The organism is Aestuariivivens sp. NBU2969, from assembly GCF_019931125.1.
GTDB lineage: Bacteria > Bacteroidota > Bacteroidia > Flavobacteriales > Flavobacteriaceae > Aestuariivivens > Aestuariivivens marinum.
In genome coordinates, this window is record NZ_JAIOUU010000010.1 from 94,526 (window position 1) to 116,527 (window position 22,002).

General features: G+C 35.0%; 22 protein-coding genes and 1 tRNA gene. 12 read left to right on the forward strand and 11 right to left on the reverse strand.

What is annotated here, in order from left to right:
• The first annotated feature begins 131 nt into the window (after nt 1-131).
• From K7G79_RS09120 to K7G79_RS09130, 3 genes are all read left to right on the forward strand, one after another.
• Nucleotides 132-527 carry an ankyrin repeat domain-containing protein gene (locus tag K7G79_RS09120; RefSeq protein ID WP_223551226.1) on the forward strand — a complete coding sequence of 132 codons (396 nt, stop codon included), beginning with the start codon at nt 132-134 and terminating at the stop codon, nt 525-527.
• Nucleotides 528-704: 177 nt separating this feature from the next.
• Nucleotides 705-1,127: a GNAT family N-acetyltransferase gene (locus K7G79_RS09125; protein WP_223551228.1), complete on the forward strand. Its 423-nt coding sequence runs from the start codon at nt 705-707 to the stop codon at nt 1,125-1,127.
• 46 nt (nt 1,128-1,173) lie between these two features.
• Nucleotides 1,174-1,249 (forward strand) — tRNA-Gly (locus tag K7G79_RS09130).
• A 43-nt stretch (nt 1,250-1,292) separates the two neighbouring features.
• Here the strand turns inward: K7G79_RS09130 and pepE are convergent.
• A complete protein-coding gene (pepE, locus tag K7G79_RS09135) occupies nt 1,293-2,000 on the reverse strand; it encodes a dipeptidase PepE (protein ID WP_223551230.1) in 708 nt (235 codons plus the stop codon).
• A gap of 106 nt (nt 2,001-2,106) precedes the next feature.
• Here pepE and K7G79_RS09140 point away from each other — a divergent pair, with 106 nt between their 5' ends.
• From K7G79_RS09140 to K7G79_RS09155, 4 genes are all read left to right on the forward strand, one after another.
• Nucleotides 2,107-2,922, forward strand: coding sequence for a carboxypeptidase-like regulatory domain-containing protein (locus K7G79_RS09140; protein WP_223551233.1), 816 nt, complete (start codon nt 2,107-2,109; stop codon nt 2,920-2,922).
• Nucleotides 2,923-3,194: 272 nt separating this feature from the next.
• The gene (locus K7G79_RS09145; protein WP_223551235.1) at nt 3,195-3,692 is read left to right on the forward strand and encodes a DUF6702 family protein; all 498 of its coding nucleotides are present in this window, start codon (nt 3,195-3,197) and stop codon (nt 3,690-3,692) included.
• A 109-nt stretch (nt 3,693-3,801) separates the two neighbouring features.
• Nucleotides 3,802-6,063 carry a M1 family metallopeptidase gene (locus K7G79_RS09150; protein WP_223551237.1) on the forward strand — a complete coding sequence of 754 codons (2,262 nt, stop codon included), beginning with the start codon at nt 3,802-3,804 and terminating at the stop codon, nt 6,061-6,063.
• 78 nt (nt 6,064-6,141) lie between these two features.
• Nucleotides 6,142-6,429, forward strand: coding sequence for a twin-arginine translocase TatA/TatE family subunit (locus K7G79_RS09155; RefSeq protein WP_223551239.1), 288 nt, complete (start codon nt 6,142-6,144; stop codon nt 6,427-6,429).
• A 21-nt stretch (nt 6,430-6,450) separates the two neighbouring features.
• On the opposite strand, the gene K7G79_RS09160 is transcribed toward K7G79_RS09155, so the two are convergent.
• The 8 genes from K7G79_RS09160 to kynU all read right to left on the reverse strand — a co-directional run bounded on the left by K7G79_RS09160 (nt 6,451) and on the right by kynU (nt 14,318).
• Entirely contained in the window at nt 6,451-7,095 is a 645-nt protein-coding gene (locus tag K7G79_RS09160; protein WP_223551241.1) for an O-methyltransferase, read from the reverse strand.
• On the reverse strand, nt 7,095-8,180 hold the full coding sequence (locus K7G79_RS09165; RefSeq protein WP_223551243.1) for an amidohydrolase family protein: 1,086 nt from the start codon (nt 8,178-8,180) through the stop codon (nt 7,095-7,097). The genes K7G79_RS09160 and K7G79_RS09165 overlap by 1 nt, the downstream gene beginning before the upstream one ends.
• 99 nt (nt 8,181-8,279) lie before the next feature.
• Nucleotides 8,280-8,813, reverse strand: coding sequence for a 3-hydroxyanthranilate 3,4-dioxygenase (locus tag K7G79_RS09170; protein WP_223551245.1), 534 nt, complete (start codon nt 8,811-8,813; stop codon nt 8,280-8,282).
• A 24-nt stretch (nt 8,814-8,837) separates the two neighbouring features.
• A complete protein-coding gene (locus K7G79_RS09175; RefSeq protein WP_223551282.1) occupies nt 8,838-9,620 on the reverse strand; it encodes an SDR family oxidoreductase in 783 nt (260 codons plus the stop codon).
• A 113-nt stretch (nt 9,621-9,733) separates the two neighbouring features.
• On the reverse strand, nt 9,734-11,173 hold the full coding sequence (locus K7G79_RS09180; protein WP_223551247.1) for an aldehyde dehydrogenase: 1,440 nt from the start codon (nt 11,171-11,173) through the stop codon (nt 9,734-9,736).
• 50 nt (nt 11,174-11,223) lie between these two features.
• On the reverse strand, nt 11,224-11,628 hold the full coding sequence (locus K7G79_RS09185; protein ID WP_223551249.1) for a RidA family protein: 405 nt from the start codon (nt 11,626-11,628) through the stop codon (nt 11,224-11,226).
• Between the two features lie 4 nt (nt 11,629-11,632).
• Nucleotides 11,633-13,054 carry an NAD(P)/FAD-dependent oxidoreductase gene (locus tag K7G79_RS09190; protein ID WP_223551251.1) on the reverse strand — a complete coding sequence of 474 codons (1,422 nt, stop codon included), beginning with the start codon at nt 13,052-13,054 and terminating at the stop codon, nt 11,633-11,635.
• Nucleotides 13,047-14,318, reverse strand: a complete 1,272-nt coding sequence (gene kynU / locus K7G79_RS09195) for a kynureninase (protein WP_223551253.1) — start codon at nt 14,316-14,318, stop codon at nt 13,047-13,049. The genes K7G79_RS09190 and kynU overlap by 8 nt, the downstream gene beginning before the upstream one ends.
• 113 nt (nt 14,319-14,431) lie before the next feature.
• Here kynU and K7G79_RS09200 point away from each other — a divergent pair, with 113 nt between their 5' ends.
• Nucleotides 14,432-14,851: a (4Fe-4S)-binding protein gene (locus K7G79_RS09200; protein WP_223551255.1), complete on the forward strand. Its 420-nt coding sequence runs from the start codon at nt 14,432-14,434 to the stop codon at nt 14,849-14,851.
• Between the two features lie 14 nt (nt 14,852-14,865).
• Here the strand turns inward: K7G79_RS09200 and K7G79_RS09205 are convergent, their stop codons facing one another.
• Both K7G79_RS09205 and K7G79_RS09210 read right to left on the reverse strand, forming a co-directional pair.
• Nucleotides 14,866-15,732: an alpha/beta hydrolase gene (locus K7G79_RS09205; RefSeq protein WP_223551257.1), complete on the reverse strand. Its 867-nt coding sequence runs from the start codon at nt 15,730-15,732 to the stop codon at nt 14,866-14,868.
• Between the two features lie 116 nt (nt 15,733-15,848).
• Nucleotides 15,849-17,498 carry a sodium/sugar symporter gene (locus K7G79_RS09210; protein ID WP_223551259.1) on the reverse strand — a complete coding sequence of 550 codons (1,650 nt, stop codon included), beginning with the start codon at nt 17,496-17,498 and terminating at the stop codon, nt 15,849-15,851.
• A 184-nt stretch (nt 17,499-17,682) separates the two neighbouring features.
• Between K7G79_RS09210 and K7G79_RS09215 the strand changes: the two genes are divergently transcribed.
• The 4 genes from K7G79_RS09215 to K7G79_RS09230 are packed head-to-tail and all read left to right on the forward strand — an operon-like array spanning nt 17,683 to nt 21,788.
• The gene (locus K7G79_RS09215; protein WP_223551261.1) at nt 17,683-18,675 is read left to right on the forward strand and encodes a GntR family transcriptional regulator; all 993 of its coding nucleotides are present in this window, start codon (nt 17,683-17,685) and stop codon (nt 18,673-18,675) included.
• A 9-nt stretch (nt 18,676-18,684) separates the two neighbouring features.
• Nucleotides 18,685-19,569: an aldose 1-epimerase gene (locus K7G79_RS09220; RefSeq protein WP_223551263.1), complete on the forward strand. Its 885-nt coding sequence runs from the start codon at nt 18,685-18,687 to the stop codon at nt 19,567-19,569.
• Nucleotides 19,570-19,588: 19 nt separating this feature from the next.
• A complete protein-coding gene (galK, locus tag K7G79_RS09225) occupies nt 19,589-20,737 on the forward strand; it encodes a galactokinase (RefSeq protein ID WP_223551264.1) in 1,149 nt (382 codons plus the stop codon).
• Between the two features lie 19 nt (nt 20,738-20,756).
• Nucleotides 20,757-21,788 (forward strand): UDP-glucose--hexose-1-phosphate uridylyltransferase, encoded by a 1,032-nt coding sequence (locus K7G79_RS09230; RefSeq protein WP_223551266.1) that lies wholly within the window; start codon nt 20,757-20,759, stop codon nt 21,786-21,788.
• Nucleotides 21,789-22,002: the final 214 nt, after the last annotated feature.

Below are 22,002 nucleotides of genomic sequence, written 5' to 3' on the forward strand. Positions count from 1 at the left end.
GACTATTAAAGAAAAGTAAAAGAAACGTTAAAAACGTGTTATTTTCTGTTTTTTGTGTAACAGATTGAAAAAAAAGTCGTCTCTTTAGTATATCAAAAAACGAATCATTAATCAAATTAAAATCTTTCATCATGAAAAAAACATTCATTATCTCTGCTATGGCATTATGTTTTGCAATAGTAAACGTAAACGCCAAATCCCCAAACACCAATTTAGATCATTATACTAAAACAACTGTTTTTAAAGTAAGTCCTTTTTGTGTTTCCATCGCTAAAGGTGATCTAGAAACTGTAAGAAAGCTAATTAATTTGGGTGCCGATGTCAATGAAAAATCCAATGGAATGACCCCTGCCATGTATGCAGCTAAATTTAACAGAACAGAAATATTAAAACTTTTAATAGTAAACGGTGCTAAATTAAAAGTTAAGTCGGATAAAGGTATGACCGCTTTAAAATATGCTGAAATACATAAGGCAAAAGAAGCCCATGCTATTTTAAAGGATGCTATGTCTAATAAGAAAAAATAATTTACGGTTTAAGTTATAATTATTTTAGAGCTAGTCACTCTTTTAAAAGCCCTTTAATTAGGGCTTTTTTTATGGACTCTAGTGTTATTCTGTTTAAAATTGCAAAAAATAAGCTTATTTTGTGTTAATAACTTTTATCAGTTCAGGGTTAATACGAAAAGCATAAATTTAAAGGCGATGTTTCAATTTAAGATTTTAGAAAAAAGAGAAATCGATTTGGTTGTTCCATTGGTTTATAAACTAAACCAAGGTCGTATTTTAGTTGAGGTTTTAAAAGCGCGCTTTGCTGATATGGTGAACCAGAATTATGAATGTGCCGTGATACTAGAAGATGGGGTTGCTATAGGCGTTTCGGGTTTGTGGTACTGCACTAGACATTATTCGGGGAGGAGTGTAGAACCTGATCATGTATACATAGAAGAAGCTTATCGAGGAAATGGTTTGGGAAAGCAGTTTTTTGAGTGGATTTATAATTATGTTAGCGAAAAAGGTTATGAAGTTGTAGAATTAAATACTTATGTGTCCAATTATGCTTCTCATAAATTTTATTATAACGAGGGCTTTAAAATTTTGGGTTATCATTTTCTAAAAAAGCTTTAGTTTTTATTGTGTAAAATAAAATTGATTTTATATTTGCAGGCATAATGCGGGAGTAGCTCAGTTGGTAGAGCGTCAGCCTTCCAAGCTGAATGTCGCCGGTTCGAACCCGGTCTCCCGCTCCAAGAAGTTTCATAGAAATATGGGGCTTTTTTTATGTTTGAAAGTTTATTTCAAATATGCTAAATCTGTTTCCGGTTCAACTTCATAAGGTTCCTTATTGAATTCAAAAATGCGTGCGTTCAAATTACCTTTTAACACAATAGATTTTTCCTTAACCATTAGCCAACTTCCTTCACGTAAACCTACAACAGGATTGGTATTGTAATGGTGAAATTCCTGTATTCTGGTTTCACGGGTTTCTCCCATATGCTTACTTTCAGGATTAGGGTCTTCATAATGTGGATTGATATTGAAAGGGACCAAACCTAAAGCCCTAAAGCTTGGCGGATATACAATGGGCATATCATTTGTGGTTTTAATGTTTAAACCGCAAATATTACTGCCTGCACTAGTGCCTAAATAGGGTGTACCACTATTAATCACATTTTTTAGTGGAGTTATTAGATGGTGTTTGTATAGTTGGTTTAGCAATACAAATGTATTTCCTCCACCAGTGAAGATACCTTTGGCATTTTTAATGGCTTCAATAGGATTCTCAAAGGTGTGTATGCCCCTAACTAATTTCCCTATTTTAGCAAATGCATCATTTGTTTTATTCGTGTATTCGTCATGGGAAATGCCTCCAGGTCTAGCATATGGGATAAATAAAAGTTCTTTGTCTGCCTTAAAATGGATTTCTAAATCATTTAAAATATATTCCAAATAACTACTACCATGTAACGTTGAGGTACTAGCAATTATAATGTGTTTCATTATTATACTATTTTAGGTAAAGCTAATTAATATTGTTTTGAGTTAAAAGTTTTGATGCTTCAAGTCTAAGTATCCAAATTATAATTACTAAATTTAAAGAAAAAAGATGCGAAAAATAAAACTACTAATTCTATTTATTGCTTTTAACTATTACTATGTTAATGCTCAAGATATTGAGAGAACAAAAGTTATAGGTAAATTAGTTGTTGAAAATAACGATGTTATTGGTATTACCATTTTTAATGCCTCTTCGAATAAAGGGACTATTACAGATGTTAATGGCGAGTTTACCCTTGCAGTCGCCTTAAATGATTTAATAGAGGTTAGTGCACTACAATATCAAAATATAAGTTTTCGTGTTAACGAGAATATTCTGGCTTCTAAAATTATGAAGATTTTTCTTATCGAAGAAATCAATAAATTAGATGAAGTTGTTATTTTTTCAAATAGTATAACAGGAAATTTAGAATTAGACATTAATAATACAAAAACATTTAAACTTAAATTAGATGTGCTTTATTTTGCTATAAAAAATAAAGAAGAGTTTGAGTTTGAGACCAATCAAAGCTCAAAAGTTAATAATATTACCTTAAAAAATCCAGATGTTAGGCCTATGATTAATGGTCTTAACATTATTAATGTAGTAGATCAACTATTGTTACCTTTATTTCGTGCTCAGGTTAAGGATAAAAAAACGGTTGGAGTACCAGAAGTTCCTGTTCAGTCTATTAAATATTATTTTGGGTCTGAATTTATAATTGATAACTTCAATATTCCAAAACATCGGGTGGAACAATTTATACGATTTGTAGAAGACCATCCAGATTTTGACTATAACTTATTGAATTATGGTAAGGAACTTGAATTTCTAGAATTACTTTATAAAAAGAGTCAAGAGTTTTTGAAGATGAAGACTTCCTAATGTTTTATAGTGTTTTAGTAGTCGTTTGTGTTTTAATATTTACTAAAATATTCATTGCTTTTTTTTTAGAACTTAAAGTAATAATGATAAAAGTAATTTTTTTTATGGCAATGATAATGAGGCTATAACTGTTTCTAATAAATGGTATAAGTGCATCTTTCCCTAAAATAAATAGACTTTTATTGAATTTTTTGGAATGCTTTTTGAAATGACCAAATTATATAATTAAAATTCAAAATATCTACTTTAGCAAAAAAATACGGAAAGCAATTATGAAACTATCAATTATTGGTTTAATACTGTTGCCTTTTTTTGCATATACAACAATACACAAGTTTTATGTTAGTGTTTCTCAAATAAATTATGTAGAGAATAAACAGTCTGTACAAATTATATCCAGGGTTTTTATTGATGACATGGAAAATGTATTAAGAAGCAGGTACGATGAAGATATTATACTTGCTGGTGAAAATGAGCCTGAGGAAACAGATCTATACTTGGAGAAATATTTGAAGGAAAGGGTTGAAATAAAGATTAATGGAGAAAACCGACCTATTATTTTTATTGGTAAAGAATATGATGGGGATATAATGCGTTGTTATCTTGAAATTGAAAACATAAATAGTATAAAAACGTTTGAAATAAGCAATAAAGTGTTATTTGATCTTTTTGAGGATCAACAAAATATTGTTAAAACCAAAATTTATTCCAACCAAAAAAGTGTAATCCTCACTAAACAGAGCCATTCTGCAATGTTAAAGTTTAATTAAAAAGATTAGAAGAAGCTCATATTTTACTATTTTCGGGCGCTAAAAATTGCAAAAAACGCGATGTTTTAAGCTTAAAAACAATAATTTAATAAATAATCCAAACTCATTGATGGAAAAATTTAAGTACTTAGTGTTATCGATTGTTATTATTTCTTCTAGTGTATTTGCCCAAGAGCAGGAAAAAGTTAAGCCACAGGGTCATACCGACCAAAATAAGTTTAGGCAAATGAAAGACCTTTTGGCAACTCCAAATGAGAGTAGAACAGCATCAGGTGCACCTGGTTATGCCTATACACAACAAAAGGTTGATTATGTGATGAACATTATGTTGGACGAACCAAACAATAGAGTTTATGGAGATGAAAAGATAACTTACCATAACAATTCAAAAGATTACTTGGAGTATTTATGGGTTCAGTTGGATCAAAATATGAGGGCAAAAGACTCTAAAACCCCAGATATTGATTCAGAGAATTTTAACAATCCATTTAATGGCCCGGTATCATTTATAAATGATAATTTAAAAGATCGGTTCGATGGTGGGTTTAATATTGAATATGTTAAAAATGAGGATGGTTCTAATCTGTCTCACTCAATTAATCAAACCATGATGCGTATTAACTTATCTAAGCCATTGGCTCCGGGTGACGTTTTTAAGTTTCAAATAAAATGGTGGTATAATATCAACGATATAAATGTAGATGGAGGCCGTTCTGGTTTGGAGAGGTTTCCAGATGGAAATAACAACTACACTATTGCCCAGTTTTACCCAAGGTTATGTGTTTATGACAATGTAGAGGGTTGGCAAAATATGCAGTTTTGGGGAAGAAGTGAATTTGCTCTTGAGTTTGGTGATTTTGAAGTGAAGATTACTGTTCCTGCCGATCATGTTTTGGAGGCGACTGGAGATCTACAAAATCCAAAAGATGTTTTAACAAAAGAACAGCAAAAACGTTTTGATATAGCTAAAAAATCATTCAAAGATCCTGTTTTTATAGTGACACAGGAAGAAGCAGAGCAAACTGAAAAAGGGCGTAGTACAAAAACAAAGACTTGGCATTTCAAAGCCAATCAAGTTAGAGATTTTGCATTTGCATCCTCTAGAAAATACATTTGGGATGCCATGGCTGTAGATATTAATGGGAGAACGGTGATGGCTATTTCTCTGTATCCAAAAGAAGGTAATCCCTTATGGGAAGAACATTCTACTAGAGTTGTAGCTAATACTTTGGAAGAGTACTCTAAATTAACATTCGATTATCCCTACAGTAAGGCTGTGTCGGTACACTCTGAAAGACAGGGGATGGAGTACCCAATGATATGTTTTAACTTTGGTCGCCCCAATCCAGATGGTACTTATTCTGAAAGAACCAAGAGAGGTATGATAGGCGTTATTACCCACGAAGTGGGACATAACTTTTTCCCTATGATAGTAAATAGCGATGAACGTCAATGGACCTGGATGGATGAGGGGTTAAATTCTTTTGTGGAAACCTTGGCCGAGCTGGATTACGATCCAAATTTTATAACAGGTAATTTGCCAAAAGATATTGTGCCATATATGGGTGGTGATCAATCCTATTTATCACCCATCATGTCACAAGGTGATTATGTGTATCAATTTGGTCCTAATGCTTACACAAAACCTGCCGCTGGATTATACATGCTAAGACAAACTATTATGGGGCCAGAATTGTTTGACTACGCCTTTAGAACCTATTCACAACGCTGGATGTTTAAACATCCAACTCCAGCAGATTTTTTTAGAACTATGGAAGATGCTTCTGCTATGGATCTAGATTGGTTTTGGAGAGGGTGGTTTTATACTACTGATTATACCGATATAGGTGTAAAAGAAGTTAAGCAGTATTATTTAACTGATAAGCCAACAGAAAATGCTAAGAAGATAGCAGAGCGTTACAACATGAATCTAGACGATTATAAAGGTCAGTTGATTTATTATGCGGAGGCTGTAGAAGGCATTGTGCCTAGTGATGCTAAAGAAGTTTCAGATTTTGAGGTTTTAAATAATTATTTGGCAATGTTACCAGACAGTGAAAGAGAAGCATTAAAAAAAGCACCTAATCATTTTTACGAAGTTACTTTTGAGAAACCAGGTGGACTTGTCATGCCTATAATTGTTGAATTGACATACGAAGATGGTACAAAAGAAAGAAAAACATATCCGGCACAGATATGGCGCTATAATGATAAAGAAGTAACTAAAGTTTTTAAAACGGATAAAGCAATTACTAATATTGTAGTAGATCCAGATTTAGAAACAGCAGATGTAGATATGTCCAATAACTCATGGCCAAAACAAGAAAAAGAAAGTCAATTTGATAAGTTTAAGAAGAAAATCCAAGGATAACTAACGTTTTATTTATAAAGGCCGATTTTTTACAATCGGCTTTTGTTTTCTAAACAAACAACTCACTATATTTGTATTGTGATACAACAAGCAATATTTTTATTTATTAGTGGTGGAGAAATAGCTTTCATACTATTTATAGCTATTATGGTTTTTGGTGCCGATAAGTTACCTGAAATAGCCCGTGGTTTAGGAAAAGGTATGCGTACGCTAAAGGATGCTACTAATGATATTAAACATGAAATTACCAAGAGTGCCGAAAATCATGGTATAGATACCAGCATTACTTCCGATGTAAAAAAAGAACTCGACAAAGTAAAAGACGATTTAGAAGATTTTACGGGGTCGGTGAAACGCAAGTTCTAATAAGATTGTCTTATTAGGCTATTACATTTTTCTGCTAATTGTTAATCCGTCCCTAATAGGTATAAGAACAGTTTCAATACGTTTGTCATTTTTTAATAACGCATTGTATTCAATAAGGGCAGGAGTAGATGTGTCATCTTTTTTGAATGTTTTGTCTAATACTTTACCACTCCACAGTACATTGTCGCTTAAAATAATACCACCCGTATTTAACTTATTAATTATAGCATTAAAATAGTTTGAATAATTTTCTTTATCTGCATCAATAAAAACCAAATCGAAAATCATATCAAGTTTAGGTATAATATCTAAAGCATTACCTAAATGTTGAAAAATTTGCTTTCCATAGGTAGATTTATCAAAATACCTACGTTGAAAATCAAATAATTCTTCATCGATATCGATAGTGTGTAACTCACCATTAGATTTCATGCCCTCTGCTAAACACAACGCTGAATACCCTGTATAGGTACCAATTTCCAGTATGTTTTTTGGGTTAATTAATTTAGAAATCATACTCAGTACCCGCCCTTGGTAGTGACCGCTTAACATTCGGGGCTGTAATATTTTTTGATAAGTCTCTCGACTGAGTTGCTGTAATAATTCTGGTTCGTCTTCAGAATGGTTTACCACATAGTTATCTAAATCTTCGGGTATAAAGTGCATTAGTTTAAAATTCTATTATATAACTTTTCTTTTGCAGTTTCATCATCACCACAAAGCCATTGAATGACATTGTCTTCCCAGATGGCGTCACGTTCTGTTTCATTAATGATATTTCTTTCAATAGCCAAATCTAAAATTTTTCCGGGATATGATGATTGCTTGTCGCTTTCCATTTCACCTAAAGGGTATGGGTCGTCTAGCCCTATTAATACTTGTTTAGAACCTTGGTTTTTAATAAGGAGCTCTAAAGATCCTGTATCGTGTACCAATGTATCGAAAAAGATGTTTTTATGTCCAACAGCTTTTCTTGGGTGATGCTTGCCTTCAAAGAGGTCGGGACGACCATCAAAGCCTTGTATGCGACGCCCTAAATTTATTTGGGCTAACTGCCCACCATGGGCAAAGCAGGTACGCATATTGGGGAACTTTTCTTGGTAACCGTTTAGGGTTAAAAAATGATAGGCATCTGCACATTGGGCTAACATCCAAATAAGGTGGAAACGCCAGGAGGTGTTTTCCAGTTTTATGAATTTTTCGCCATCATATGGGTGTATTTCAACAGCAAGGTTATATTTGCTAGCTAGCTCGAATATGGGTTCATTTTCTTCGTCGAAAATGCACCGCCAAGTACCTATGGTATCCATGTAGTGTGTAGGTAAACAAAGTAATTGTAGGCCAAGTGATTCTACACAACGTTCAATTTCCCAACATGCGCTTCTTAAAAAACCTGGGTGTACAACAAAGCCACAGGTGAATTTACGGGGGTAATCATGTTGTATACGAGCATTAAAATCATTTTGAAACCTAAGAGCTGTTTTCATTTCTTCAACACGTAAACCATTGCCATATAGTTGTGATAAATTAAGTACTACGGCATGATCTATTTTGTTGCGTTCCATCCACTCTAATTTCTCGTTCAAAAAGAAACTGGAATCAGTTATGGGACGGTTCCAATCTTTTTGAAGCATGAATTTCCTATCCTTATCTACCCAAAAAATGCCCTTTTCACGCATGTAACCTGGTATTTCCTCAGGATAAGGAAGTAAGTGCGAATGGCCATTGATCCTTAGATTGCGTTTTTCCATTTATTTGTTGTTGTGACCCCTATTACTCTGGGAATGGCAACCTTTCAAAGTTTAAAGATTGCATTATCATACTTCTTTGTATTTACCAATGGGTTGTTTTCAATTAACTTTAACTTTTTTAGGCGGTTGCATAACATGACCACAATTAGGACAGGTTCTTTTGAGTTCATTACTGTAATAATTGTCAAAAATCTTTGGCATATCGGTTTCAATATTTTCCAAAGTAAAATCTTCTTCATATAGTTTGGTGGTGCAATTTTCACAATACCATAAGAGCGCATCTTTCATGCCCTCAGGGCGTTTGTATTCAATTACCAATCCAACGGTATTGGCCCCTCGCTGTGGTGAATGAGGTACTTTAGGTGGTAGCAGGTAAATATCACCTTCCTTGATATGGACGTCTTTGGGTGTGCCGTTATCAATTACCTTTAAAACAATATCGCCTTCAACCTGATAGAAAAACTCAGGTGTTTCATTATAGTGATAATCTTTACGGCTGTTTGGGCCGCCAACAACCATGACGATAAAGTCAGCGTCTTTCCAAATCACTTTGTTGCCAACAGGAGGCTTTAAATGATGTCTATTTTCTTCTATCCAAGTTTTAAAATTTAAAGGAGAAACTAATTTGTTCATGGGATTGAATTTATATTCATAAAGTTACAAACTTTTTGTGCGACCACCATCCACAGGAATGTTAATTCCATTAACATAACTTGCCGCTTCACTTGCTAAAAACGTGATAACATTGGCTGTTTCTTCAGGTTTGGCAAATCGCTTTGCGGGGGTGTAGTTTTTCATAATTTCGGCCATATCTTCATATTCCCTATCTTCATTAGCGGCCTTAATTTTTATAATTTCAGTAAGACGTTCGGTTTCAGTAAATCCGGGCAATACATTGTTTACAGTAATGCCATATGGACCAAGTTCAGTAGCTAATGTTTTACTCCAATTACCTACTGCACCTCTAATGGTATTGCTCACTCCAAGACCAGGAATAGGTTCTTTAACCGAAGTGGAAATTACATTAACAATTCTGCCAAAACCAGCTTCTTTCATGTACGGTATAGTAGACTGCGCCAATACATGATTACACTTAAGATGCAGGGTAAAGGCTTTTTCAAACTCTTCTAAACTAGCGTTTAAAATATCACCGCTTCTAGGACCTCCGGTATTATTAATCAAAATATGAAAACCGTGATGCTTTTCAATAAATTTAATGACCTGCTCTTGTAGATCCCTTGGGTTAGAAAAGTCGGCTACAATATAGCTGTGGTTTCCAGATTCAGGTAATTGTGATAATACTTCTTTTAGACGTTCTCTATTTCTAGCTACGAGTACAACATTAGCGCCTTCCCGGGCCAATGCGATGGCTGTTGCTTTTCCTATGCCTTGGGTGCTTCCGCAAACCAAGGCGTTTTTGTTGGTTAGGTTTAAATTCATAATATGTTTTCCTGAACTTATTTCAGGCTGTTTCATGAGTTGATTTAATTAATAATTAGATTTTACCTACATTTCTTTAAACTTAGTATGGCAGTTCAGTAGCATAGTTCGCATTAATATTTTATACATACATTTTTAGGTTCTGTAAAAAAGCGCAGGACTTCAAATCCGCCTTCGCGTCCTAAGCCACTTGCTTTGGAGCCACCAAAAGGCGTGCGTAAATCCCGCATCATCCATGTGTTAACCCACACAATGCCAGCTTGAATTTGGTCGCTCAAACGCATGGTGCGCTTTAAATCGTTCGTCCAAATGGTGGCCGAAAGACCATATTTCACATTATTAGCCATTCGTAGCACTTCATCTTCACTATTGAAGGGCATCATAGTAACGACTGGGCCAAATACTTCTTCTTGGTTAATGGTACATGCATTGGTTGCCACTTCAATAACGGTTGGTTCAAGGTAATACCCATTTTCAAAACCTTTGACCGCTACTTTACTACCACCACATAAAATATTGCCACCTTCTTGTTGAGAAATTTTAATATATTGCAAGACTTTTTCTAAATGTGATTTTGAAACCAAAGCACCAATTTGGGAGTCTTTTTTCGATGGATGGCCAACTCTAAGTTGCTTAACGCGATGGACAAAATCATTTTTAAATTTATAATAAATTGAAGACTGTACAAAAATACGACTGCCACATAAGCAAATTTGACCTTGATTGTTAAATGATGATTGTATTGTGGTATCTAGCATATCATGGTAATCACAGTCGGCAAAAATGATGTTTGGGTTTTTGCCTCCCAATTCCAGGGATAATTTTTTAAACATGGGAGCTGCAATTTTGGCAATGTGTGCTCCCGTTTTTGTACCGCCAGTAAACGAAATAGCTTTAATATTTGGGTGTTCAATAATAGCTTGTCCAGTTGTGGCTCCTGAACCATGAACGATATTTAAAACACCTGAGGGGAGTCCAGCTACATTACATAACTCTCCCAAGAGATAAGCTGTTAAAGGAGTAATCTCACTAGGTTTGGCTATGACGCAATTGCCTGTGGCTAAAGCTGGAGCAATTTTCCAGGTAAAGAGGTAAAGTGGAAGATTCCAAGGTGAAATACAGCCAACTACCCCAAGAGGTTGCCTTAATGTATAGTTAATGGCTTGGTGCCCTACACTCTCGTGACTTTCACTTGCAAATTGAGTAATGGCATTACCAAAGAAACTAAAATTACTTGCCGCCCTTGGGATGTCAATTGTCTTAGCAAGATTTACAGGCTTCCCATTGTCTTTACTTTCAGCCTCGGCAAAACGTTGCAAATTGGTTTCTAAAAGCTCTGAAATTTTTATAAGTATCTTACTACGTTCCTCAAATGAAGTTTGTGACCAACTTGGAAAAGCCGATTGGGCGGCTATATACGCATTTTCAACATCGATTCTCGAAGAATTGGGGGTTTGTCCATACACTTCACCATTGGCCGGACAATAATTGTCCAACCAATTGTTTAAGATGGGGTCATGGAATTGACCATTTATGAAGTTTTGGATTTTCATGCTTGTTCTTTATCGAGTCATGGTAAAATAGATGATATTTAGTTTATTATTTAATTTCCAATATATGCCACAACCTTAATTTCTACTACTAAGTCTGGATGTGGTAATTGGTGCACTGCTACCGTTGTTCTGGTGGGGCCAGTTTCAGCATCAAAAAATTCCGCATAGGCTTTGTTATAACCAGCAAAATCGTTCATGTTAACCAAAAAAGAAGTAATATCTACTACATCTTTTAGTGAAGCACCTTCTTTGGTTAAATTCATTTCAATATTTTTTATCACTTCACGGGTTTGTACTTCTATATTGAGATGCTTGGTACCCAAGCCGTCAATGGTTTCTACACCAGCGATGGTATTATCTGGACGTCTAGAGCTTGTGCCTGATACAAATATAAAATTGCCTACACGTTTAGTGTGGGGATATGCTCCTCGTGGTGTTACTGTGTCGTCTTTCATACAGCTAGTTTTTCATGCCCACTATTCTATCGTCTTCTAGAATAGCTTCAGTTTCTTGTTTTATTTGTTTTAATATTGATTTTAAATCATCATTTATATTCAATTTTCCATCTGCAAGTAGCTTTAAAATGGCTTTATCCTGAGCGCGACCTTTTAGCATGGCTTCTCTGTAACCAATATCCTCATTAAATGTAACTAATGCATATTTTGAATAATATTCATTTGGAAATGCCTTTTCTAAAGTCATCTCTAATTTACGCTTTTCTTGGAACATAGTATTGGCAACATGATTGCGCATCTCATAAAAGTTGTCTATAGCCAAGTCGGCAATGGCGTCGGTATCTTTTTTTCGTGTTTTTTCGTATTCGGTAAAGACAGTTTCCCAGTTGGCTTTGTCAGCAGAGAAGCTCTGCTCATATTTGTTCATAACAGCATCAAATTCTACTACATCTTCAAATGAAGCATTCATACCTTGCCCATAAAACGGTACAATAGCATGGGCAGCATCACCCATTAATAAAGTGTTGCCCTTATAGTGCCAGGGTGAACATTTTACGGTACCCAAAGCAGCTGTTGGATTTTTAAAAAAATCTTTTAGTAGATTAGGCATTATAGCAAGGGCATCTGGAAATTCTTTTTTGAAAAATTCCAAAACGATCTTGTCGTTGGTCAGGTTGTTAAAATTGTATTCTCCTTCATCGTAACTTAAGAATAAAGTTACCGTAAAACTACCATCCAAATTAGGTAGGGCGATGAGCATAAAATTACCACGTGGCCAAATATGAAGTGCATTCTTAAATGTTTTATAACTCCCATCGTTATTGGGTAAAATACTTAGTTCTTTATAACCATGGGTTAAATAATCCTGCGAGAAACTGAACAGGAATTTTTTGCCTAAAAAATAGCTTTTCCGCATAGCGGATCCCGCTCCATCTGTTGCAATAATAACATCGGCATCTTCTTCAAATTCTGTATTGGTATTGTAGTCTTTAAATAGGGCTGTTATTTTTTGAAAGTTTACGGATTTACACTTTTTGTTAAAATAAAGCGAAACATTTTCGTGTTTCTCCGCCTCATCTAGGAGCAAAGCATTAAGTTGGCCACGAGACACAGAGTTGATATACTCATGTTTCCGTCCACTATAATTAGATTGAAATGTGTTTCCATTTCTGTCGTGGATCATACGGCCATACATAGGAATGCAAAGTGCTTTTACCTTATCCTCTAATCCAACAAGTTTCATGGCTTTGTTGCCACGATTTGAAAAGGCCAAGTTAATAGAGCGACCTGCACTTATATTTACTTTGCGCAAGTCTGGCCGCATTTCGTAAACCGTTACATTGTAACCACGTTGTCCTAGACGCAATGCCAGCAGACTACCACAAAGTCCTGCCCCAATAATAATTATGTTTTGTTGTTTACGCATTTAAAATGGCCTTTAATTTTTCAACCAAACGATAAACATCTTCAAACGAATTGTATAATGGTGTAGGTGCACAACGAATCACATCTGGTTCTCGCCAATCGCTTATAACACCACTTTCAGTCAATTTTTTATGTAATGTTTTATCGGCGTTCTTAACTTGAATGGATAATTGGCAACCCCGTTCTTCAGGTTTTTCTGGGGTTATGATTCTAATAATATCTTCTCCTAATGCCTTTAATAAAAACTCAAAATAGCCCGTTAGTTTTTTTGATTTTTTGATAAGTTTTTCCATTCCTACTTCATTAAACATATCCATAGACGCCCTTATGGCTGCCATAGATAGGATAGGTGGATTGCTTAATTGCCAGCCTTCTGCACCAGGTAATTGATCAAATTCCTTTCGCATGTTAAATCGGGTTTGCTTGTTATGACTCCACCAACCTGTAAAACGATTTAAATCCTTGCGATAAGCATGGCGTTTGTGTACAAAACAGCCGCCCAAACTTCCAGGTCCCGAGTTTAAGTATTTGTAAGTGCACCAAACGGCGAAATCGGCACCAGAATCATGCAGATTGAGTTTTACATTGCCAGCACCATGTGCACAATCAAAACCAACCAAACAACCATATTTATGCCCTAGTTGGGTAATGCGCTTTAAATCAAAAAACTGCCCCGTATAGTAATTAACACCGCCAATCAGAATGAGTGCTATTTCGTTACCTTGAGTTTCAAGAATGCTTTCTAAATCGTCATAGTTTAGCAGTTCTTCATTTTTACGCGGATTCCAAAGTATTAAACCCTCTTTGTCATCAAAGCCATGATGTCGTAATTGCGATTCTACAGCATATTTATCTGATGGAAAAGCATCACTTTCAATAAGTATTTTGAACCGTCTTTTTGTTGGCTGGTAAAAAGAAACCATCATAAAATGCAAATTAGCAGTAAGCGTATTCATTACAACGACTTCCATAGGTTTGGCGCCAACAATTTTGGCCATGCTATCATTTAAGAATTCATGGTAAGAAAGCCAAGGGTTTTTTGCATGAACATGACCTTCAACACCCAAATTAGCCCAGTCCTGTAGCTCTTGATCAACATATGCTTTAGTTTGTTTAGGTTGAAGTCCAAGCGAGTTTCCAGTCATGTAAATTAATTCCTTGCCCTTGGAATTTTTAGGAATGTGAAACTGATTTTTATAGGGTTTTAATTGGTCATTTTGATCTTGATGTAAAGCAAAATCGAGACCTAATTTATAACTGGACAATTTGGAATGTTTTTCGGTTTCTAACAAAAATAAGAATTCTAACTTAAGTTAAGACAGTCAAAAATTGCTAATTTCAAGAGGACTTTTTTGTATATTTAATTAAACTTTATGGTATGGGTGTTAAACGAAAATATACAAATGGTGAAGTTACTGTAGTTTGGGAAGCTGAAAAGTGTGTGCATTCGGGAATTTGCGCCAAAGGCCTTCCGCAAGTGTTTAGACCCAGATTGCGACCCTGGGTAAGAATAGATTCGGCCGATACAGATACAATAATAAACCAGGTTAAACAATGCCCATCTGGAGCCTTAAGTTTTTATTTGAATAACAAACCTAAAGACCCTATAAATAAGGTAGATGTTAAAGTTGAGGTCATGGCAAACGGACCATTATTAGTTCATGGGAACTTAGAGGTAACAAATATAGACGGTACAAAAGAGGAAAAACGTAAAACTACTGCATTTTGTAGGTGTGGACATTCTAATAACAAACCATTTTGTGATGGTTCGCATTCAAGAAATGGTTTTGTAGGTTAGAAAGATACTTTTAATTAAAGGTAGGTTTGGGTGAAGTTTTTTATTTTGTTCCAGGTATCCAATAGTAAAGCTAATTCTTCTTCATTATCACCCCAACCATGCCCAGCTCCAGGATATAAAGTAAACTCATTAACAACATTTAAAATATTTAATTTATCTCTCAGATCGGTGCCTTGAGAAGTGGGAATTAAAGGGTCTTGTCCCCCGTAAAATAAAATTGTAGGTGGTGACATTTTTGTGGCTTGATGTAACGGACTTACTTCTTTTAAATAATCTATGGAAGGATTGATTCCATAGATTTCCAAAAGTTCCTGCAGTTGGGGATTGGTACTATTTAGGTAAGCCGGATCGGTAAAATTAGTTGGTCCAACAATGCTACAAACCATATTTACGTTATTACCCTTGTCAAAAGCATAACTCCATAATAGTGATAGATGACCGCCCGCGCTTACACCTAAAAACCCATAATTTTCTGAGATGACATACTCGTTTTTTTTATTTTTTAACTGATTGATGATTAAAGTAATATCATTGATTTGCATGGGATAGGGGGGATTATTTTCGTCCGAAAGCCTATAATTAATATTTACCAATGCCAAATCTGGAAAATAGGCACGATATAATTCAATAAGATAATTCATGCTACTTTTATCCCCTGAAGTCCAACCGCCTCCATGAACCAGAATCATTAGTTTAGTATTTGTAGTTCGTCCTTCAGGTAGATAGATGTCATAAATTTGGTTACTATCAGTGCCGTAAGAGATGTTAGTTATTGCTTGAAATTCCAGTTTTTGCGGTTCAGGGCCTTCACCATTACTAGAACAAGAGAAGTATTGTTGAGCAATAGCTATTAATACTATGAATAATTTTATCCGTTTCATTTTTTTATAACTATAAAGCCAGCAATTTATTGTTATTTGATTATATGGTAATTGATAAAAAAATAGCCTTATAAAAGGATTATAAGGCTAAAGGTAATTTTTGAGAGGGTTTAATTTTACCAAAACATAGCGTATAATACAGTTAGTATAAGCATAACAACAAATGAGCCTATATTAAACAAAGGTGATGTTTTGAACAGGGCTTTTGTAATCGGAATGCCTTTGGTATCATCAGCACCTTTATGTTGGACGTAGCTGTAAATGGCAATTACCAACATGGTCAATAACAAGGTATATCCCATTTGGTCCATAAACGGAACGTCAACAAAGAACGGTGACGAAGACCAGCCTTTAGGGGCAACTTTAAAGTACATAGCGATAGGTATTGAGGACAAGGCACCAACAATAGCAGCTTTGTTCGTGGTCTTTTTCCAGAACAGGCCTAATAGGAATACCGCTAAAATGCCAGGACTTACCACTCCTGTATATTCTTGTATAAATTGGAACGCTTGATCTAGATTGCCTAAAAGGGGTGCCATGACACAGGCAATGACCAAAGCAATGAAGGCAGAAATCCGCCCAGTATTTACCGTAGCCTTATCACTTGCATGCTTATTTATGTATTGCTTGTAAATGTCCATGGTGAAGATGGTGGATGTGGAATTAAGCATCGATGCCAAAGACGATACAATGGCAGCGGCCAATGCGGCAAAAGCAACGCCTTTTAGCCCAGTTGGTAAAAACTGCAATAACCAAGGGTAAGCTTTATCGGCCTGTTCCAACGATGGGATGTTTCTTGTTGCAATTTCGCCAAGGCTTGCCATTAATTCAGGATCGTTAATAATAACATAAGCGGCAATTCCAGGGATAACAACAATTAGGGGTATGATAAGTTTCAAAAATGCGGCCAGCAATATACCCTTTTGGGCCTCTCTTAAGGACTTGGCAGCTAAAGTTCTTTGAATGATATACTGATTGAACCCCCAATAATATAAATTGGCAACCCACATTCCGCCTACCAACACACCTAAGCCTGGTAAGTTCTTGTATTCTGGATTAGATTTGTCAAGTATCATTTCAAATCTTTCAGGAACTGCCTCAAAAACGGAATTTAATCCAGCTAGGACACCTTCGCCTCCAGACACTGTGTTTAATGCTAGGTAAGTGGTTACAAGTCCACCTAAAACCAAAAATACCACTTGTATAACATCAGTCCAGGCCACTGCCGATAGACCACCATAAAGAGAATAAGCGGCTGCAAATAAAGCCAAACCAATAACGCCATAAATTAGAGGGACACCTATAATGGTCTCAAGGGCAAGAGATCCTAGGTAAAGCACTGTTGTGAGGTTAACAAATACGTATAATGCAATCCAAAAAACAGCTAAAATGGTTTTTAGGTTTGTGGAAAAGCGTTTTTCAACAAATTCAGGGATAGTGTATAGGCCCTTTTCGATAAAGATTGGCAAAAAGTATTTACCGACTATAATAAGGGTAATGGCAGCCATCCATTCATAGGATGCTATGGCCAAGCCCGAGGCAAAACCAGAACCGGACATGCCAATAAACTGTTCGGCAGATATGTTGGCGGCAATAAGCGATGCTCCAATGGCCCACCAGGGTAAAGATTTACTTGCCAAAAAATAATCTTCAGCATTTTTTTGATGCCCTTTCTTGTCTCTGGATACCCATAGGCCTACGCCTAAAATTAGAATGGCGTAAGCGATGAAGACAATATAATCCCATGTGTGAAATCCGGTTGTCATAGTTTTTAGTGGTGTTTAGTTTGTATAATCTTTAATTGGTTTATAAATAATTTTTGTTTAAAATCATTCATAAAAAATGAATGCGAAAGCCAAATATATAAATTAAAATTGAAATTTCAATTAAAAAAACCAAACTAGTGGGTAGTAGTAGGTTTTTTAAAAATATGTATATTTGTCTAATAATATGATATCTGTTAAGAGTAATATTGGTAAAGCAAAGTACAAGCAAATTGTTGATTCAATTGAAGATGCTATTGCTTCGGGTGTGCTCAAAAAAGGAGACAAAATCCCTTCGATAAATAAAGTTAAAGCTGAGCATTCACTGTCAAGGGATACGGTTTTAATGGCGTTTAATGAATTAAAAAACCGTGGTATTATTCAGTCCATTGTTGGGAAAGGCTATTATGTTTCAAGCGAAGACATAGAAGTGCAGCAAAAAATTTTTTTGTTGTTTGACGAGTTGAATTCGTTTAAGGAAGACTTGTATAATTCATTTTTGGAGCACTTAACCGATAATGTTCATGTCGATATATTTTTTCATCATTTTAATAAATCAATTTTCGACAAACTTATTTATGACAATTTAGGAGCGTATAGTTACTATGTAATTATGCCTGCTAATTTGCTTAATACTAATGGAGTTATTAAAATTTTGCCAGCCGAGAGGGTGTATATTTTAGATCAGGTGCATGATGATTTAACAGAATATGCTTCCATATACCAAAATTTTGAAGAAGCAATTTATAAGAATCTTAAAGAAGCGATCCAACTTATAGAAAAATATGAAAAGTTAATATTAGTATTTCCACAAGATAAACAGCCTGCAGGCATGTTAAAGGGATTTCAGCGTTTTTGTGATGACCACAACTTTTCAAATGTAGTAATTGAATCAGTTAAAAATCATATTCCTAAACTTGGAGATGTATATATTATCCCGGACGATAAAAGTTTGTTGTATATCATTAAAGCTCTAAAAAAGGAGAAGCTATCTTTGGCTGAGGATGTAGGGGTTATATCTTACAATGATACCTTACTCAAGGAAATTGTTGAAGGAGGTATTACTACCATATCTACAGATTTTAATGCTATGGGAAAACGACTTGCGGAAATGATACTTAATAAAGAACAAGTGCGAATTGAAAACCCCCATAGTTTAATTATTAGAAATTCATTATAACTTTTTTAAATGTACCAGATAAATTATAATAAAGTATCACATTTTATAGAGGTAGAAAATGCCAAAAATAGGTTGTATGCTAAAATATATTTAAATCAAGGGGCAAGCCTTCGAGAATTGACACTCAACGGACATGCTATTATTCGGGATTTATCACCATTAACATATGATGACACTTACGCATCATCCATTTTGTTCCCTTTTGCCAATAGGGTTAAGGATGGGGAATATATGTTTAAAGGAAAGGTTTTTAAGTTAGAAACTAATCAGAAAGAAGAAAATAATGCGCTGCATGGATTGGTATACAATAAATCTTTTGAAGTCGTTGAATCAAAAACTGAAGCAGACTGTGTATCGATACTACTTCAATATAATGAAATCAATGAAACTAAAGGCTTTCCTTATACATTTAATATTCAAATAAAATATGAGTTCAGAAAAGATGTGTTAGCTTTAAAAGTAACGGTTAAAAATACTAGTGCAAAAGCGTTTCCGTTTACACTTGGCTGGCATCCTTATTTTCATAGTGAGAATCTTTATGAGAGTGAAATACTTATGGATAGTACATGTAAAATTATTTTGGGAGACCGTAACATCACCACAGGTACGACTAAAACCAGTACTGAACTACCGATAAAAATAGAAAACAAGCAGTTGGATGATTGCTGGGCTTTGAACTCTGATAAAGTATTATTTAAAACCCCTAAATATGACCTGCAGTTTAACGCATCGGGGAATAACAATTTTTTACAAGTATATACGCCTCCAAAAGCCAATACCATTGCTATTGAGCCTACTACCGGTGTATCAGACAGTTATAACAATAAATTGGGCTTAGAGGTTTTAAAACCTAATGAAGTTTATACTATTGAATGGCTTATAAAAATAATATAACAAACAAAATCAAACTAAAATGAAGGAGCAGTTAATTAATGATGTAAAAGAAAATTATTTAAAAAACTTTGGTATAGAACCATTACTTGTTTTTTCACCTGGAAGGATTAATATTATTGGAGAACATACAGATTATAATGAAGGCTTTGTTTTTCCGGCAGCAGTGGATAAGGGTATTGCAGCTGCTATTCAAAAAAGCGAATCAGGGTATTCTTCTGCACATGCATTGGATATGGATGGCCATATTGAATTTGAATTGGATAAGTTAAAACCTCAGGAAGAAGGTAGTTGGGAAAATTATGTTCTGGGTGTTGTTGCTGAAATTCAAAACAGGAATAAGGTTGTAGGTAATTTCAATATCGTTTTTAAGGGAGATATACCAAGTGGTGCAGGAATGTCGTCATCGGCAGCACTAGAAAATAGTGTAGTGTTTGGACTTAATGAGCTTTTTGGTTTGAATTTGACCAAAGAGGAAATGATTTTAATTTCTCAAAAGGCGGAGCATAATTATGTAGGTGTTAAGTGTGGTATTATGGATCAATATGCCAGCATGTTTGGTAAGAAAGACCATGCTTTATTATTGGATTGCAGAACAGTACAATCTAAGCCTTATGAAATTAATTTTAAGGACCACCAGTTAATGCTAATAAACACTAATGTAAAACATAGTTTATCTGATAGTGCCTATAACGATAGACGTTCGGCCTGTGAAAGTATTGCCCAATTATTAGGTGTTAAGGCCTTAAGGGATGCAACAGTAATTGATTTAGAAACAGTTAAGGACAAGGTAACGCCGGAAAACTATCAAAAAGCCTTATATGTTATTCAAGAAAATAATAGAGCTATCATGGCATCTAAAGCTTTAGAAGATAACGATTTAGAGACACTTGGTAGTTTAATTTATAGATCTCACGAAGGATTATCAAAGCAATATAAAGTAAGTTGTGATGAGCTTGATTTTTTAGTTGAACAGGCAAAACTAAATAAAAGTGTTCTGGGTGCTAGAATGATGGGTGGCGGTTTTGGTGGATGTACTATTAATCTAGTTGAGAAAACCAAGGCTAGGGCATTTGCAGATGTGGTATCTAAAGCTTATGAAAAAGAGTTCGATAAAGCATGTTCGGTTTACTTTATAGAATTATCTGAAGGGACACATATTGTAAAGTAGTCTGCAAAATATTAATAAAATGAAAAATACAGATTTACAGGATTATTCACATAAGCGATTCAATATTTTAACAGGGGAGTGGGTTTTAGTTTCACCTCACAGGGCTAAACGTCCATGGCAAGGTCAGAATGAGGTTATATCAAATGAAAAACGACCAACCTATGATGAAACGTGTTATTTATGTGCAGGAAATACAAGGGTTAATGGTGAAGTGAACCCAAATTATAAAGACGTTTTTATTTTCACCAACGATTTTGCGGCTTTACAAAGTGATTCACCTTCATTTTCTGTTGAAGACGGGTTATTAATGGCAAGAAGTGAGAAAGGTATATGTAAAGTGGTTTGCTTTAGTCCAGATCATTCCAAGAGTTTGGCTGATATGACACCAAGTGAAATTCAGAAAGTGGTTTTTGCGTGGCAAAGGGAATATAAAGCGCTTGGTGAAAATAATTTAATTAACTACGTTCAAATATTTGAAAATAAGGGAGCTGTAATGGGATGTAGTAACCCGCACCCACACGGACAAATCTGGAGTCAGTCTACATTGCCTAATGAAGTCGACAAAAAAAATACCCAACAACTATACTACTATAAAAAAAACAATAGCAGTTTGTTAGGAGATTATTTGAAGCAGGAATTAGAAAAAAATGAACGCATCATTTACCAAAACGATGCTTTTGTGGTGTTAGTTCCATTTTGGGCGGTATGGCCGTTTGAGGCTATGATTGTGCCTAAAACCCGTCAATCGAGTATCTTGGATATGAATGATGAAGAAGCTCTACTTTATGCTGATGCCATTTCGGTTTTAACTAAGGCTTATGATAAATTGTTTAATACTTCGTTTCCGTATTCAAGTGGTATACATCAAGCCCCAACAAATGGAGAAGACCAAAGTCATTGGCATTGGCACATGAGTTTTTATCCACCATTGTTGCGTAGTGCTACTGTAAAGAAATTCATGGTGGGTTATGAAATGTTTGGATCCCCACAAAGGGATATTACAGCTGAAACTGCAGCACAAAGAATAAAAGACCTAATAAAAATGTGTTAAATAAAGTCAACTTGCATTGACATTAGTCATGTTTCTTGAGATTCCTATAATTGTTTTATTGCTTTTTAGATGTATTAAAACGATAAGTTAAGACGTTTATAAATGGTTTTGTATAAGGTAAGTCACTGCCGTCCAAAAGTTTTTGAAAACGGGCAATAAAGTTTCTGTGTCCCTTTGTTTATAGGGGCATAATTAATTGTTTGCTGGAATTATC

Coding starts and splice junctions, on each gene's coding strand:
- K7G79_RS09185 (WP_223551249.1), bottom strand. CDS start 11,628: ATGAAAGACGACACAGTAACACCACGAGGAGCATATCCCCACACTAAA.
- K7G79_RS09160 (WP_223551241.1), bottom strand. CDS start 7,095: ATGCACTTTATACCCGAAGATTTAGATAACTATGTGGTAAACCATTCT.
- pepE (WP_223551230.1), bottom strand. CDS start 2,000: ATGAAACACATTATAATTGCTAGTACCTCAACGTTACATGGTAGTAGT.
- K7G79_RS09180 (WP_223551247.1), bottom strand. CDS start 11,173: ATGAAAATCCAAAACTTCATAAATGGTCAATTCCATGACCCCATCTTA.
- K7G79_RS09125 (WP_223551228.1), top strand. CDS start 705: ATGTTTCAATTTAAGATTTTAGAAAAAAGAGAAATCGATTTGGTTGTT.
- K7G79_RS09210 (WP_223551259.1), bottom strand. CDS start 17,498: ATGACAACCGGATTTCACACATGGGATTATATTGTCTTCATCGCTTAC.
- K7G79_RS09215 (WP_223551261.1), top strand. CDS start 17,683: ATGATATCTGTTAAGAGTAATATTGGTAAAGCAAAGTACAAGCAAATT.
- K7G79_RS09145 (WP_223551235.1), top strand. CDS start 3,195: ATGAAACTATCAATTATTGGTTTAATACTGTTGCCTTTTTTTGCATAT.
- K7G79_RS09190 (WP_223551251.1), bottom strand. CDS start 13,054: ATGCGTAAACAACAAAACATAATTATTATTGGGGCAGGACTTTGTGGT.
- K7G79_RS09140 (WP_223551233.1), top strand. CDS start 2,107: ATGCGAAAAATAAAACTACTAATTCTATTTATTGCTTTTAACTATTAC.
- K7G79_RS09230 (WP_223551266.1), top strand. CDS start 20,757: ATGAAAAATACAGATTTACAGGATTATTCACATAAGCGATTCAATATT.
- galK (WP_223551264.1), top strand. CDS start 19,589: ATGAAGGAGCAGTTAATTAATGATGTAAAAGAAAATTATTTAAAAAAC.
- K7G79_RS09120 (WP_223551226.1), top strand. CDS start 132: ATGAAAAAAACATTCATTATCTCTGCTATGGCATTATGTTTTGCAATA.
- K7G79_RS09205 (WP_223551257.1), bottom strand. CDS start 15,732: ATGAAACGGATAAAATTATTCATAGTATTAATAGCTATTGCTCAACAA.
- K7G79_RS09170 (WP_223551245.1), bottom strand. CDS start 8,813: ATGAACAAATTAGTTTCTCCTTTAAATTTTAAAACTTGGATAGAAGAA.
- K7G79_RS09150 (WP_223551237.1), top strand. CDS start 3,802: ATGGAAAAATTTAAGTACTTAGTGTTATCGATTGTTATTATTTCTTCT.
- K7G79_RS09200 (WP_223551255.1), top strand. CDS start 14,432: ATGGGTGTTAAACGAAAATATACAAATGGTGAAGTTACTGTAGTTTGG.
- K7G79_RS09165 (WP_223551243.1), bottom strand. CDS start 8,180: ATGGAAAAACGCAATCTAAGGATCAATGGCCATTCGCACTTACTTCCT.
- K7G79_RS09175 (WP_223551282.1), bottom strand. CDS start 9,620: ATGAATTTAAACCTAACCAACAAAAACGCCTTGGTTTGCGGAAGCACC.
- K7G79_RS09220 (WP_223551263.1), top strand. CDS start 18,685: ATGTACCAGATAAATTATAATAAAGTATCACATTTTATAGAGGTAGAA.